13 protein-coding genes are annotated in these 14,660 nt (G+C 65.6%); 5 read left to right on the forward strand and 8 right to left on the reverse strand.

The genetic code is table 11. The annotated features are described in order from the left end of the window. The 5 genes from QA639_RS05235 to QA639_RS05255 form a co-directional block, all read right to left on the reverse strand. The gene (locus tag QA639_RS05235; RefSeq protein WP_198400168.1) at positions 1–1,788 is read right to left on the reverse strand and encodes a flavin-containing monooxygenase; all 1,788 of its coding nucleotides are present in this window, start codon (positions 1,786–1,788) and stop codon (positions 1–3) included. Between the two features lie 110 nt (positions 1,789–1,898). After that, positions 1,899–2,984 carry a DUF2855 family protein gene (locus QA639_RS05240; protein WP_157344076.1) on the reverse strand — a complete coding sequence of 362 codons (1,086 nt, stop codon included), beginning with the start codon at positions 2,982–2,984 and terminating at the stop codon, positions 1,899–1,901. Between the two features lie 104 nt (positions 2,985–3,088). After that, complete coding sequence (locus tag QA639_RS05245) at positions 3,089–4,606, reverse strand: acyl-CoA synthetase (protein WP_157344074.1); 1,518 nt, start codon at positions 4,604–4,606, stop codon at positions 3,089–3,091. Between the two features lie 15 nt (positions 4,607–4,621). Continuing rightward, on the reverse strand, positions 4,622–5,818 hold the full coding sequence (locus tag QA639_RS05250; RefSeq protein WP_028333630.1) for an ABC transporter substrate-binding protein: 1,197 nt from the start codon (positions 5,816–5,818) through the stop codon (positions 4,622–4,624). A 29-nt stretch (positions 5,819–5,847) separates the two neighbouring features. Further along, a complete protein-coding gene (locus QA639_RS05255; RefSeq protein WP_028333629.1) occupies positions 5,848–6,819 on the reverse strand; it encodes an NAD(P)H-dependent flavin oxidoreductase in 972 nt (323 codons plus the stop codon). Positions 6,820–6,998: 179 nt separating this feature from the next. Here QA639_RS05255 and QA639_RS05260 point away from each other — a divergent pair, with 179 nt between their 5' ends. Further along, positions 6,999–7,886: a LysR family transcriptional regulator gene (locus tag QA639_RS05260; protein WP_283089317.1), complete on the forward strand. Its 888-nt coding sequence runs from the start codon at positions 6,999–7,001 to the stop codon at positions 7,884–7,886. Between the two features lie 9 nt (positions 7,887–7,895). On the opposite strand, the gene QA639_RS05265 is transcribed toward QA639_RS05260, so the two are convergent. Together QA639_RS05265 and QA639_RS05270 are read right to left on the reverse strand one after the other, a co-directional pair. Continuing rightward, complete coding sequence (locus QA639_RS05265) at positions 7,896–9,458, reverse strand: glycoside hydrolase family 17 protein (RefSeq protein ID WP_050386335.1); 1,563 nt, start codon at positions 9,456–9,458, stop codon at positions 7,896–7,898. Positions 9,459–9,624: 166 nt separating this feature from the next. Next, positions 9,625–10,278, reverse strand: coding sequence for a DNA-3-methyladenine glycosylase family protein (locus QA639_RS05270; protein WP_028333626.1), 654 nt, complete (start codon positions 10,276–10,278; stop codon positions 9,625–9,627). 133 nt (positions 10,279–10,411) lie between these two features. Between QA639_RS05270 and gluQRS the strand changes: the two genes are divergently transcribed. Together gluQRS and QA639_RS05280 are read left to right on the forward strand one after the other, a co-directional pair. Next, positions 10,412–11,281, forward strand: coding sequence for a tRNA glutamyl-Q(34) synthetase GluQRS (gene gluQRS / locus QA639_RS05275; protein ID WP_283089318.1), 870 nt, complete (start codon positions 10,412–10,414; stop codon positions 11,279–11,281). A gap of 115 nt (positions 11,282–11,396) precedes the next feature. Further along, positions 11,397–12,743 carry an ATP-binding protein gene (locus tag QA639_RS05280; protein WP_157344066.1) on the forward strand — a complete coding sequence of 449 codons (1,347 nt, stop codon included), beginning with the start codon at positions 11,397–11,399 and terminating at the stop codon, positions 12,741–12,743. Here QA639_RS05280 and QA639_RS05285 read toward each other — a convergent pair. Next, positions 12,670–13,530: a YihY/virulence factor BrkB family protein gene (locus QA639_RS05285; protein ID WP_370143883.1), complete on the reverse strand. Its 861-nt coding sequence runs from the start codon at positions 13,528–13,530 to the stop codon at positions 12,670–12,672. The two genes, QA639_RS05280 and QA639_RS05285, sit on opposite strands and share 74 nt — an antisense overlap. A gap of 166 nt (positions 13,531–13,696) precedes the next feature. Between QA639_RS05285 and QA639_RS05290 the strand changes: the two genes are divergently transcribed. Beyond that, on the forward strand, positions 13,697–13,891 hold the full coding sequence (locus tag QA639_RS05290) for a twin transmembrane helix small protein (RefSeq protein WP_028333623.1): 195 nt from the start codon (positions 13,697–13,699) through the stop codon (positions 13,889–13,891). Positions 13,892–13,970: 79 nt separating this feature from the next. Further along, on the forward strand, positions 13,971–14,543 hold the full coding sequence (locus QA639_RS05295; RefSeq protein ID WP_028333622.1) for a cob(I)yrinic acid a,c-diamide adenosyltransferase: 573 nt from the start codon (positions 13,971–13,973) through the stop codon (positions 14,541–14,543). The last annotated feature ends 117 nt before the right edge of the window (positions 14,544–14,660 follow it).

Consider the following 14,660-nt stretch of genomic DNA (forward strand, 5'->3'; position numbering starts at 1 on the left):
TTATGAAAGATCCGCCCGTGGCCCGACGTCGCGCGGCAACAGGCCTTCCTCGATCGCCTTGATCTGCAATGCGAGATAGCGCGAGTTGATGCGGCATTGCGCGAGGCTGCCGGCGATGAACCAGAGGCCGGGCTGCGGCGTGCGGGTGTACATGTTGCGCAGTTCCTGGCCGTCGCCAAAGCCCCAGATCGGGCCGACGCGCGCGGCCACCGCCTCGCCGAACAGTTTCTTCACCAGCTCTTCCTGCGGCCGGTAGCCGGTCGCGAGCACGATCAGGTCGGCCTCAACCGTCTCGCCGTTCTTCAGCCGCGCACCCTCGCCCATGAAGGTGTCGATGTCGGCGAATTGCTGCAGGGCGACCGCGCCGCTCGCGACGAGATCGGAGCAACCGACGTTGAAGTAATAGCCGCCGCCGCGGGTCAGGTATTTGAACTGCCAGCCGGTGCCGCCATCGCCGAAATCGAGCTTGAAGCCCTTGCGCGCAAGGCCGTCGAGCAGCGGCTTGTCGAGTTGCTTCGACTGCTCGGTCATCAGCACATGGCTGCGTTTGGCGAGCGCGAGCGGCATCGAGGTCGCGATCAGATCGTTATCCTCGAGCGTACCTTCATTGTAGGCGGCATAGGCCAGCTGCGCGGACGGCTCGATATTGGTGATCAACGTCGAGGAGCGCTGTACCAGTGTGACCTCGGCGCCCGAGGAATGCAGGTCCTGCGCGATGTCGTGGCCGCTGTTGCCGGTGCCGATCACCAGCGCGCGCTTGCCGGTCCAGTTCTCGCCGTCCTCGTAGCGGTTGGAATGCATCACTGTGCCGGAAAAATTCTCCAAACCAGGGATGTCGGGCAGATTGGGAATGCCGCTGACGCCGGTCGCCATCACCACATGGCGCGGCTTCATCTTGCGTGTCGTGCCGTCGGCGCGGCGCAACTCGACGCTCCAGCGTCGGCTCGCATCGTCATAACTGCCGCCGACAAATTCCGTGCCGGTCCAGAAGTTCAGCTCCATGGCGTCGACATAGGCTTCGAACCAGTTGGCGAGCTTGTCCTTCGGGATGTAGGTCGGCCAGTTCGGCGGGAACGGCATGTAGGGCAAATGATTGACCTGCACCTGGTTGTGCAGGGTCAGCGCGTGATAGCGCTTGCGCCAATTGTCGCCGACGCGTGCTTCGCGATCGACGATCAGGGCGTCGATCTTGAGCTGTTGCAGCCGCGCGGCGATCGCAAGTCCCGCCTGTCCGCCGCCGACCACCAGCACATCAGGGTCGCGGTCGGCATATTCAGCGGATGCCTTGCGCAGGTCGAGCCAGTTGGGGCCGCGGAAGTCGCGCGAATAGGCCTGTCCGCGCGGCCTGGTGTGGCCCTGCTGCTCCTCAAAACCCTTTAGCTCCTCGAGCGCCGTCAGCAAGGTCCAAGCCTTCAGGCGATCGTCGTCGGCGGCATCGGGGATCAGCCGCACGATGCCGTGGCCGCGGCCGACCGCCGTCTCGAATTTGAAAATCGCCTCGATCGCATGGGTGCCGGCGCGCGTCACCCGGCGCGGCGCCGCGCGCTCGGCATCGATGCGGAAGTCATGCGGCGCGCTGTGACGCGCATGCGCCGGCAGCTCCTCGATGATCGCGAAGGCCCGATTGACGGTCTGGATGTTCCAGCTCAACGCCAGCACGTCGCGCCAGTAGCTGTCGGGATGGAACAGCGGCTTCAGCAGCACATCGTCCGGGCTGGCCAGCGCATCCTCGAACTGTACAAGCCAATTGTCGGCGGCGACCGAAATATCGTCCGTCTTGTCGAGCATCGAGCGTTTCTCGCCATCGGCCGCCTTGCTGAAATTTCTTGGCGGCGTTCCCTTTCCGCAAAGCCTATACCCATTCGAAGGCATGCAGAAAGGGCGCGACGGGATATCGCCTATTCGGCCAGCGACAGGATCAGGCCTTGATCCGGCGGAACGCGGCCTTGCAGGGTATCGAGATAGGCCTCGCGCACCGCGGCCGGGCCGCGCCGCTCGACCACGTCAAGCCAATTCGGCAGATGCGGCACGAGCTCGGCCCAGGCGGCGCCAAAACGCTGGTCGATGCCGCCCGGTCCCCATTCCTTGGCGCGCTTGCGGATCTGGTCCGGGGCGAAGAACCAGACCGGCTTGGCGCCGGGCAGCGTCGGCTCCTCCGGCTCGCTCGCACGGTGCGTCAGCCCAACCCGGCCGGAATAGACCATCTGCGCCCCGAAGTGCCGGTGCAGGCTTTCGCGCAGCGCGCTGTTGCCGGCCATGTCGACATAGGCGACAGGCTCGGCCGACGGCATCGCGGTGACCTGGTCATAGGTGACGACCTCGTCGTAGCAGCCGAGCGAGCTGACGAAATCGACATTGCCTCTGGAGGTCAGCCCAATCACCGGGATACCCCGCTTGTGCACGAGATGAGCGAGCCCGAACGCGGTCTTGCTCGAGGCCGACGACAGGATGACGCGGCGTGCGCCGTAGAACTCGTTTTCGGCCAGGAAGTCGTCGACCAGGAACGACAGCATGAACAGCGGCAGCAGCAGCGCGCGGAAATCGCCCTGCTGGCCGGCATAGGTCGGATCGCCGGAAACCCGGGTATAGGCGTTGTAGACCGGCGAGACCTCCTGCCGGTGCGCGGCGCGGTCGCGCAGGCCGCGCTTGCTGACGTCGGTCGCTTCGATCACGAGATGGGTCGCCATCGGGAAATAGCCGAACAGCGTTTCGCCGACTGCGATCATGGGATGTTTCGATACCAGCACCTCGCCGAAGCCCCACACCGGGATGATGCCGTAGCCTTCGGGCGCCGGGAACAGATGCCAGTATTTCAGCTGCTCGCCGATCACGGCGTAGGTGATGTTGTTGGCGGTGAAGGCGAAGCGGGTCACCTTCACCAGCAGCGCATCGGCCGGCAGCGCCGCGGCATCGGGCAATTGCGTCTCGATCACCTTGCACTGCTGCAGATCGTTGCGGATGACGATGAAGTCGGTCGAGTTCATGGCGGTGATCCGGGCTCAGGACGCAGGCGCATCGTTGCGTCGATCGCCGGCCTTTTGCAACAGCAACTAAGTTTCAAACGCCGTTTGCTTCGCCGTCACATCGCTCAGCCGAGCTGTCCTTCGCGGTAGAGGTCGCGCAGCTTGCGCTTGAAGATCTTGCCGGTGGCTTCCCGCGGCAGTGCGTCCATGAAACGGATATCCTTCGGCACCTTGAAATTGGCCAGCTTGCCGCGGAGAAAATCCTGGATCGCGCTGATCGACAGCGTGCTGCCTGCTTCCGGCTCGACGCAGGCGAACAACCGCTCGCCATACTCGTCATCGGGAACGCCGAACACCGCGCAGTCGCGGACGCCTGCCATGCCGATCAGGGCATTCTCGATCTCGGCGGGGTAGATGTTGACGCCGCCCGAGATCACCATGTCGCGCTTTCGGTCGCACAGGAACAGATAGCCGTCCGCGTCGAGATAGCCGACATCGCCGACGCTGATCAGGTCGTCGCGGTCAGCCTCGGCGCGCGCCTTGGCGTTGCCGTGGTAATCGAAATCCGAGATCGCCGTCTGGCGCATGAAGATCTCGCCGGGTTCGCCGACGTCGCATTGCGTTCCGTCGGGGCGGAAGATCCTGACGATGCCGCCCTCGATCGCGCGGCCGACGGTGCCGGGCTTGGCCAGCGCTTCAGCTGACGAATGCCAAACCGGGATGCCGGTCTCGGTCGAGCCGAGATATTCGTTGATGACCGGTCCCCACCACTCGATCATCGCGCGCTTGACGTCGACAGGGCAGGGCGCCGCGCCGTGCACGATGAAGCGCAGCGACGACAGGTCGTAGCGGCGCCGCGTCTCCTCGGGCAGGCGCAGCAGCCGCACGAACATGGTCGGCACCATATGCATGTGGGTGACATGGTGGCGCTCGATCAGTTGCAGCAGATCCTCCGGATCGAAGCGCGGCTCGAGCACGATCACGCAGCCGTTGCGGAACGCGAGCATTCCATAGGAGTGCGGCGCCGAATGATACATCGGGCCGTTCATCAGGATCACATGATCCTCGTTCGGCTTGACGCCATAGGTGATGGCGCCGACGCGCGCGGCCGCCGCCTGCTGCTCGGGCCGCATCGGCTTGCGCTTGACGCCCTTCGGCAGTCCTGTTGTGCCCGAGGTGTAGAACATCGGCGCCGCGCCGATCGGCGCGTCGGTCAGCGGTTGGTGCGTCTCCCGCCAGACGTCCCAGTCGGTCATGCCGTCGGGCACACGGGTGAGCGCCGGCGCCACGCCATAGGCCGCGGCGATTTCCGGCGGCGTCGTCACCACCAGCAGCTTGATTGCCGGCGGTAGCCCGTCGCGGATCTGCGGCAGCAGATCGGCGTGGCAGACCAGCGTGTCGGCGCCGCTGTCGGACAGGATGTAGGCGACCTCGTCGGCCTTCAGGTGCCAGTTGATCGGCACGACCGGGCTGCCGAGCGCGGCCGAGGCCGCGACCACCTCGAACAGCGCGAAATCGTTGCGCAGCATCATGCCGACCGGCTTGCCGCCCTGCACGCCAAGCGCCCGGAAGCCGCTGGCCGCCCGCGCGATGCGGGCGTGAATGTCCCCGTAGCTGATCTGTCTGTCGCCGCTGATGATCATGTCGCGCCTCGTCTGCTAGCGATCGTCCAGGATCTCGCCGAAGCTGATCCAGCTCTTGCCGTTGAACCGGCGCAGCCGCAACTGCTGGAACGGCAGATAGTCGTCCGGCCCGGTCGATACCGTCATGCCTGGCAACAATAGCGGCAGCGGAACGTCGCGCAATGACGCCGCCTGGCGCATGATGTTCTCGCGGCTGAAATCGCTCTTGCACGCGTTCAGCACGGCCATCAGCAGCGTCGCATAATGATAGCCCGCCGAGTAGTTCGAGTTGCTCAGATCCGCATTGGGCAGGTACTGCTTCATGAAGGCAAGATAGTCCTTCACAGCGGGATCGTCGGCCCATTGCGCGTCCATCGTGTCCTTCTGGTTGCTGGACGAGATCAGGCCGACCGCGTTCTCGAGCCCGGCGGGCTCCAGGAACGAGATCGACGACGCGGAGGTCGGTACGAAGAACAGATCCGGCTTCCAGCCGATCTCGGCGACGCCCTTGATCATCTGCGGCGTGAACTTGCCGAGCACGACACCGAATAGCACATCGGCACCGGACGCCTTCAGTGTCGCAAGCTGCGAGCTGATGGTGGGCGCCGAGGTCTCGTAGCTCGCTTCCGCGACGATCATGCTCGCGGCCCTGCTGCCGAGCGCGCGCTTGAAGCCGGCGACATAATCGCGGCCGAAATCGTCGTTCTGCGCAAGGATCGCGATCTTCGCGTCAGGCTTGGCCTGCAGCACATATTTGGCATAGACCACGCCCTCGGATTCGTAGGATGCCATGCCTGGCATGGTCCACGGATAGGTCTTCGGGTCGGCCCATTTGGTCGCGCCGCTCAACACGAACAATTGCGGGATCTTCTTGCTGTTGAGATAGCGATGCACGGCGTTGTTGGTGGCGGTGCCGAGCGAGCCGAACATCATCAGCACATCCTCCTGCTCGACCAGCTTGCGGGTCTGCTCGACGGTCTTCGGCGGCGAATAGGCGTCGTCCAGCGTGATGAATTTCACCTGCCGACCGTTGATGCCGCCCTCCGCGTTGACCTTCGCGAAAAACGCTTCCTGGGCGCGGCCGATGGTGCCGAAGCCGGAGACCGGTCCGCTATAGGGCAGCGTCTGGCCGATCCGGATCGCTTCGTTGACGTTGCCGTTGTCGGCGGCGGCTGTGCTGGCGATCGCGCAGACCGTAAGCACGGCTGCCAGCGCGTGTTGCGCTCGTTTCATGGTTCACTCCCGGACTTTGTGAAACAGTGTCAAGCGCTGGCGCGCAGGAAGTCGCTGCGCGCCGCGGCGAACTCGGACTTGAGCCGCGCCACCAGTTCGGCGACCGGCGGGGCATCGGAGATCTGGCCGATGCCCTGGCCCGAACCCCAGATGTCGCGCCAGGCCTTGGCCTTCATGTTGCCGCCGGAACCAAAATTCATCTTGGTCTTGTCAGCGACCGGCAGATCGCCCGGATCGAGGCCTGCCGCCGCGATCGACGGTCCGAGATAGTTGCCGTGCACGCCGGTGAACAGGTTCGAATAGACGATGTCGTGCGCGGCGTATTCGGTCAGCGCCTGCTTGTACCTGACATTGGCGTTGGCTTCCTCGGTCGCGATGAAGCGGGTGCCGATATAGGCGAGGTCGGCGCCGAGCGCGAGCGCGGATGCGATGCTCCAGCCGTCGGAGATTGCGCCCGACAGCAGGATCGTGCCCTTGAACCATTGCTTGACCTCGCGCACCAGCGCGAAGGGCGACAGCGTGCCGGCATGACCGCCGGCGCCGGCGCAGACCAGGATCAGGCCGTCGACGCCCTGCTCGGCGGCCTTGCGCGCGTGCTTCACGTTGATGACGTCGTGGAACACCACACCGCCATAGGAGTGCGCGGCCTCGACGATCTCGGACGGCGGGCGCAGCGAGGTGATGATCACGGGCACCTTGTGCTTCACGCAAGTTTCCATGTCGCGCATCAGCCGGTCGTTGGACGCGTGGCAGATCTGGTTGACGGCGTAGGGCGCGACCTTCTTCTCCGGATGCAGCGCCTGGTACTCGCCGAGCTCGTTCTCGATCTGGGTCAGCCATTCGTCGAGCTTCTCGACCGGGCGGGCGTTCAGCGCCGGGAACGAGCCGACGATGCCGGCCTTGCACTGTGCGATCACGAGCTCCGGCCCCGAGACGATGAACAGCGGGGAGCCGACGACCGGCAGTTCAAGCTTGTTGGCGAGCGAAGCGGGCAGCGACATTTTCGGATCCTCCATGCGCGTCGCCCGGCCGGCAGCCGGGGCGGATCGCGATTTATTGTGATGGCTGGAGCGGTGGCGCTCTTGGCGCGGCAATATAAGGCTGGACGGCTCGGTCATGACGTTCAATATTGAACACCGGATCAACCAGAAATGAACAGTGTCGCAGCAAGGGGAGCGGCGTGGACTGGGAGCTTTGCAAGACATTCGTCGCGGTGGCCGAGACACGCAGCCTTGCCGGGGCGGCGCGGCGGCTGCGCATCAGTCACCCCACTGTCGGTCGCAACGTCGCGGCGCTCGAGCAGCAACTCGGGACCCGCCTGTTCGCGCGTTCCAATGACGGCCTGTCGCTGACGTCGCATGGCCGCAAATTCCGCGAGCACGCCGAAGCGATGGCCGCGGCGGCCCTCCGCGCGGAGGCGGCCGCGTCCGCCACCGGCGGGCAGGCGCGCGGCGTCGTGAAGCTGTCGATCGGCGCGACGCTCGCCGCGCATTGGCTGATGCCGCGCCTTGGCCCGTTCCTGCGTGATCACGCCAACATCCAGCTCGAGATCATCACCCATCCGTTCCCGGCCAGCGTGCGCCGCCGCGAGGCCGACGTGGTGCTACGGCCGGTCGATCCGGGCGAGGAGAACCTGATCGGGCGCAAGATCGGGCGGCTCGGCACCGGCTTCTACGCTTCCCGCGACTATGCGGCCGGCCGCAAGCTGCCGGAGCGGCGGGACGAGTGGCGGGGCCACCATGTGATCGGCTTTGCCGACCAGGCCTCCAACGCGCATCTGGCGCGCTGGAGCGATGTCATCACCCGGCAGGGCACGCTGGTGATGCGCTGTTCATCGCAGGGCGACATGCTCGCGGCGGCGCGGGCCGGGCTCGGGATTTGCGCGCTGTCCTGCCTGGTCGGGGCCGACTACCCCGATCTGGTGCGGGTCGCGCCGCAAAAGCTCTCGAGCCTTTCCGATCTCTGGCTGCTCGCCCATCCCGATCTGGTCGAGCTTCCCGCAGTGCGCGCCGTCATCGGCTTCGTCACCGACTGCGCGCGCCAGGACCGCGTCAGGCTGCGCGGCTAGAGCGCGTCGTCAGGCGCGCGCCCGCAACAGCGTCACCGCGAGTAGAAGGAAGGCCGCGCAGGTCCACAGCGACTGCCAGTTCTCCGCCCCTTCGTTGAATCCTGTGTAGATCGCCGTTGCAACGAAAATGCCGGAAAAGATCGACTCCGCCAGTGGGCGGATTCCCTTCGTGGGAGGATTGAGCAGCGTCACGGCCGCAAAGGGCACCGCCGCCATGGTGAGAGGCGCAAAGGGGAAGTCAATGAAGCGCGGGTCGAACACGAGACCGATTGCGGTCGCCGTGCCGATCACGACGGTGATCATCAAGGCCAGTCCGTGCAGGGTCACCAGCACCGATTCAGTGTGGTGGCCCTTCGGACCCAACACTTCGAAAAAGCTGGGCGGTGCGCGGCCCGACATCAGGGCGTTGGCGCCCAACACCGGCGAAGCCGTGGCCGCCACCAGAAGCGAGCCCCAGACAAGCCAGCCTCCCGTTCCGTAGCTTTCATAGACCAATCTTTGCTCGGCGACGCCAAACAGGATTCCCGCCGTGGTCGCCGATAGCGCGACCGCAAGCCATGGAGCGAATGCGGGCTTTCTCGGCTTGCGGCGCAAGGTCAGCCATGCCGCGCCGAATACCAGAATCGCCAGCGCCATTCCGCTGCACATTTGCAGCTTCCAGAGCGGAAAATTGCTGACCGGCTGGCCCGGCGGATATTTCGGCATGCGCTGCTCGGAATCGAACAGGCCCCAGGAGCCGCCGACCGTGCCCTCGATCTCCCGCTTCCATCCTTCATCATAGGCCTCGAACAGGTTGACGCGGAAATGCTCGCGCCGGGCAAGATCGAGGACCTCCGAAACCACTCGCGCCTGATTGATGCGGGACGGCAGCGCGGACTCGCGCATGCGCCCCTCGCTGGGCCAACCGATTTCTCCGATAAAGATTTCCTTGCCCGGAAAAGCCGCGGCGATCTGCCGGCGCATCTCGTCGGCATGAGCGGCGGCATCTTCCGCCCGGATCGGAACATTTTCCCAATAGGGCAGGATGTGAACCGTGACGAAGTCGACCGCGTCGGAAAGCTCGCGATTGCTCAGCCAGAATTCCCAGACGTCGGCATAGGTGACGGGTACGGAGACCTGCGCCTTGATCGAGCGGATGGTGGCGGCAAGGTCGGAAGCCGCCATCTCCTTGCGCAGCAGAACCTCGTTGCCGACCACGAGCGCAATGATCGTGTCCGGATAGTCTTTGGCGAGGCGGATCGCGGTTTCCACCTGCGTTGCATTCTTCTTTCGGTCCCTGTCGAGGAAAATCCCCTGAATGACCTTCAGCCCCGCCTTGGCCGCGAGTGCCGGAATCTGATCGAGACCAAGATCGGTCGCATAGGTGCGGATGCAGTGGGATATCTTGGCGAGTTGCGCGAGATCTTCCGCGATCTGTTCCGGCGAAACCTGCGTCGCCGGCGACAGCGATGTCTGATTGTTGCGGAACGGCGCGTACGAGATGCACTGCACCTTGTCGTTCGGATCGATCGGTGCGCGCGGCAGGCTGACCGGGATGCCGAGCCACCACCACACCGCGGCGATCGCGCCCAGGGATAACGAGAGAAGCGTCAGCGGGATACGGAGAGAAATCAGGTCCGTCTCCTTGCAATAAGGACGTGCTGCGCGTGCAAAATGGGCGAGGCCGGCAAATTGAAAAACTATAAGTCTGCTGATTCTATATCACGCGATCACGCAGTTGGCGTGTTTTTCTCGACGACTACTTTGCACCGGCGATCACGCCCTCGCGATTTCTGAGCACGCGATAATACGCCCACCACAGATGCGCCGCGGCGCCGCGCAGCGGACGCCACGGCTCCGCAAGCGGCGCCATCTGCTTCGGCGTCGGCCGCTCCTTCAAGCCGAGCCCGACCTTGACCGCTTCCTGCACGGCGAGGTCGCCCGCGGGCCAGGCATCGCCATGGCCGAGGCAGAACAGCAGATAGACATCGGCGGTCCACGGGCCGATCCCGGGCAGCGCGGTCAGCGTATTGTGCGCCGCATCGGCCTCCTCGTTGGCAAGGACGTCGAGGTTCAGCCGCTCCTCGGCGAGCTCGCGCGCGATGTGCTTCAGCGTCTTGATCTTGGCCGCCGACAGCCCGAGCCGGCCGAGCCGGTCGGCCCGGGCCTTGCGGATCGCGTCATGGTGGAATGGGTCGAACGCCGTGCTGACGCGCCCCCAGATCGCCGCCGCACTCGCGGTCGAGAGCTGCTGGCCGCAGATGATCGCGGCAAGCCCGGCAAATCCGGGCTCGCGCTGCCGGATCGCCGGCATGCCGGTCAGCTCCAGGATCGGGCGCAGGCGGCGGTCCTGGTCGACCAGCTTGTGGATCGCGTCGTCGAGGTCGGCCTGGGTTTCGAGATGAATCAGCATTTGCGGGGTCTGCATCGGCTTGTCAGGCGCGGGCTTGACCCGCGCATCAATCTCCTATCGTAACAGAGTCTTGTCCGGGCGCATGAACCAGAGTCGCCGGGGCAAGCCCGGCAATGACGCGTGACCGATCACCATGCCACCCGTTTTCCGCTTCGCGCCGAGTCCGAACGGCTACCTGCATCTCGGCCACGCCTATTCGGCGCTGCTCAACCACGACCTCGCGCGGCAGTCGGGTGGACGCTTGCTGCTGCGGATCGAGGACATCGACGCGACGCGCTGCCGGCCGGAATTCGAGCAGGCGATTTACGAGGATCTGGCTTGGCTCGGCGTCGCCTGGGAGACCCCGGTGCGGCGGCAGTCCGAGCATTTTGCCGCCTATGGCGCGGCGATCGACCGCCTTTCGGCCCAGCGGCTGGTCTACCCGAGCTTCGAAAGCCGGGCCGAGATCGCGCGCCTGGTCGCGGAGCGCGAGGCCGGCGGGGCGTGGCCGCGCGATCCGGACGGCGCGCCGCTTTATCCGGGGCTGGCCAAATCGCTGTCGGCCGCGGCGCGCGACCCGCTGATCGGGCAGGGCGTGCCGTTCGCGTTGCGGCTCGACATGGCGTCAGCCCGCGCGCATGCCGGCGAGCTGCGCTGGCAGGAAGCGGGCGAGGGGCCGGCTGGCGAGAGCGGAGACGTCGTGGCCCGGCCTGAGGCCTGGGGCGACGTGATCTTGGCGCGCAAGGAGACCCCAACCAGCTACCATCTCTCGGTCGTGATCGATGACGCGCTGCAGGGCGTTACCGATGTCGTCAGGGGCCTTGACCTGTTCTGCTCGACCAGCGTGCATCGGCTGTTGCAGGAACTGCTTGGTCTGCCCGTGCCAAACTATCGGCACCACCGGCTGATCCGAGACGTGACCGGCCAAAAGCTGTCGAAATCGACCCAGGCGACCGGACTGCGCGAATTGCGGGCGGCTGGGGCGAGCCCGGCCGATATTCGCCGCCTGGTGGGTTTGCAGTAGATTTTGGCCATTTGATCGCATCATGGCGTTTTGCGCGGGCGCGCAGTAAACGTCGCCGTGACTCCGGCCCGCCTGGCATGCCATGTTGTTGACCGGGGCGGGGATCACGGAGACCATGGCGTCAAAATCGCGCGCACGGCGCAGCAAGCGGCCATCCAAAGGGACGCCGCCGAAGACACGCGCCGCCAAAACGCGTGCTGCCAAGACACGGACTGCCAAGACACGGACTGCCAAGACACGAACGGCCAAGGCCCGCGCCGCCAAGGTGGCGGCCAGGCCGCGCCGCAAGCGGGCCGTGCCAAAGCCGGCCCCGAAGGCCGGTCCCGGCATGGTCGATACCGCACTTGCCGCCTTTGCCCATGAGGTGCGGACGCCGCTCACCGGAATCCTCGCGATCAGCAATCTGCTCGCGACATCCGATCTCGGCGAGCGCGAGCGGCGCTGGGTCGATACCATCAAGGCCGGCGCCGAGCATCTGGCGAGCCTTGCGACCCTGTTCGTCGATGCCGCCCGGAGCGAGGGGCCGGGGCTCGAGATCCGGCAGGATTTCTTCGACCTGCGCACGCTGGCGCGCCACGCCGCGGATTCGCTGGCCGGCCGCGCGGCGGCCAAGGGGCTGCAGGCTTCCGTCGAGGTTTCCGACCAGCTGCCTGCCTTTGCGGTCGGCGATCCCGTCCGCCTGCGCGCGGCGCTGGAAAACCTGATCGACAACGCGGTGAAGTTCACCGAGCAGGGCAGCATCGAGCTGCGTATCGCGCCGGTGGGCACGGTCAAGGCAAGGGCGGGCGACAAGATCGGCGTCGCGTTCGCGATCTCCGACAGCGGCATCGGCCTGACGCTATCGGAGGTCAAGCGCCTGTTCCGGCCGTTCTCGCAGGCCAACGTCTCGATCGCCGCGCGGTTCGGCGGCGCCGGGCTCGGCCTGTCGTCCGTCAGGCAGCTCGCGCGCGCCATGGGCGGCGACATCGTCGCCGACCGGCGCGCCGGCGGGGGCACCACCTTCACGCTCAAGGTGGAACTGGCGCCCGCCGAGGGGCCGGCGGGCTCCGCCTCCGGCGAGAGTGCGGCCGCGCTGCTGTCGCAAGGGCTGCGGCTGCTCAGTGTCGAGGACAATCCGTTCGGCCGCGTCGTGCTCAACACGATCCTGACCGAACTCGGTCACCACGCCGAATTCGTCGGTCAGGGCGAGGCCGCGCCCGACCGGCTCGTGCAGGGCGCCTTTGATGCCGTGCTGATGGACATGGTGCTGCCCGGCATCGGCGGCATCGAGGCGATCAAGCGCATCCGAGCGCTGCCGCCGCCGCACGGCCGCATCATGATTGTCGGGATTTCCGGCCGGGCCGAGGACGAAGCCGCGGCGCGCGCTGCCGGCGCAGACGGCTTCCTGGTCAAGCCTGTGTCCCCGCGGGCGCTCGCGACTGCGCTGCATGAAGCGACACGCCGTGCGGCAGCCGCGACTTGATGATCGCCGCGTTCAGCTCGCCGCCGAACACGAAGATCGCGGCGATGAAATACAGGAACACCAGTGCGATCACCACCGAGGCCAGCCCCGCATACATCGTGACGTAGTTGTTGGCGAAGCGTGCCAGGTACATGCCGAAGCCGATGCCCGAGAGCAGCGAGGCCACCATGGTGAAGATGATGCCGGGCAGGATTTGCGTGAAGCTGCGACGGCCCGCCGGCAGCCAGGCGTGCAGGATGAAAAGCGCGACGACCAGCGCCAGGATCGTGACGCCGTAACGGGCGGTGTTGAGCAGGCTCTCGTTCGATTCGACGAAGAACGGGATATAGCGCCGCGCCGCCTCGATGATCAGCGGTCCGAGCACGATCAGGAAAGCCATCGCGAGCGAGGTGAACGCCGCGACCAGCGTGTAGCCGATCGACTCCAGCCGCAGCCAGTACCAGCGCCGCGGCTCGATCACGGCGTAGGCGCGGTTCAGCGCCACCCGCAGCGCCTCGACGCCGTTGGAGGCGAAGTAGACCGCGAGCACCGCGCCGATGGTCAGGATGTCGCCGCGGGTGTTGGTCAGCACGTCGTGGATCTGGCCGGACAGCGCCTCGGCGACCTGCTGCGGCCAGACCTGCAGCATCAGCCCGACCGCCTGGTCGGCGAGCTGCTTGGAGCCGAAGAAGCCGGCCACCGAGGTCAGCACGATCAGGAACGGAAACAGCGCCATCAGCGTCGACAGCGCGATGTGGCTCGCGATCGCCCAGCCATCGTCGGCGAGGAACGTGTAAAAGGCATCCATCACGACGTGGGTGACGTAACGAAGCTGCTTCACATTCCACCCGGCATTGTCGAAAACCGCTCGGCCCGAGAACGGACCCAGCATCTGATATTACGCGCTGAAAAGCCAGTTGGTTGCATGGCCGGGCTGTGTGGAAGTCCGCGTCCTGCGGTGTTATGTACCGCAAATGACATCTCTCCTCAGCACGATCATTCTTCCCATCGCCGTCGGCGCCGTCGCGCTGGTGCTCCTGCTCGGCCTCATCAACATGATGAAGGGCGGCTCGCCGGACACGTCGCAGAAGCTGATGCGGCTGCGCGTGCTGCTGCAGTTCGTCGCCATCGTCATCGCGATGCTCGCGGTCTGGGCGATGGGGCGCTAGGTGAGCTAGATTTGTCGGGCTATTCTCCACCTCTCCCGATCGGAGTGGTGGACTCGAACATCGAACACCGGAGCCTGCCATGGTCGTTCTCAATCGGATCTACACGCGCACCGGCGATGACGGCACCACCGCGCTCGGCTCCGGCGAGCGGCGGCCGAAATACGATCTGCGCATTGCCGCCTATGGCACGATCGACGAGACCAATGCCGCGATCGGCGTGGTGCGGCTGCATCTTGCCGGCAGCCCCGAGGTCGATGCGATGCTCGGCCGGATCCAGAACGATCTGTTCGATCTCGGCGCCGACCTCGCGGTGCCCGAGCGAGAGGGCAAGGCCGAACGTCTGCGGATGCTGGCAAGCCAGGTCGAGCGGCTTGAGCGCGATATCGACAGCCTGAACGACCAACTCGCGCCGCTGACCTCGTTCGTGCTGCCCGGCGGCACGCCTGCCTCTGCCTATCTGCATCTCGCCCGGACGATATGTCGCCGCGCGGAACGGATGATGGTGGAACTCGCCGCCCAACCCGATGAGCCGGTCAATCAGGCTGGCATCCAGTATATGAACCGCCTGTCGGATTTCCTGTTCGTTGCCAGCCGCTTCCAGAACAATAAGGGAGCGGGAGACGTGTTGTGGGTGCCGGGCCAGAACCGCTAAACTGGTTCAAAACCGGGGGACGGTTTTTTGGCTTTGGCGCGTTGACCGGGAGAAACGGGACCTTTAGGTTCCGCGCCAGCCAACCGAAACCCATAAAATCAAAGCGAAAGAGGATCG

The organism is Bradyrhizobium pachyrhizi, assembly GCF_029714545.1.
Lineage (GTDB): Bacteria > Pseudomonadota > Alphaproteobacteria > Rhizobiales > Xanthobacteraceae > Bradyrhizobium > Bradyrhizobium pachyrhizi.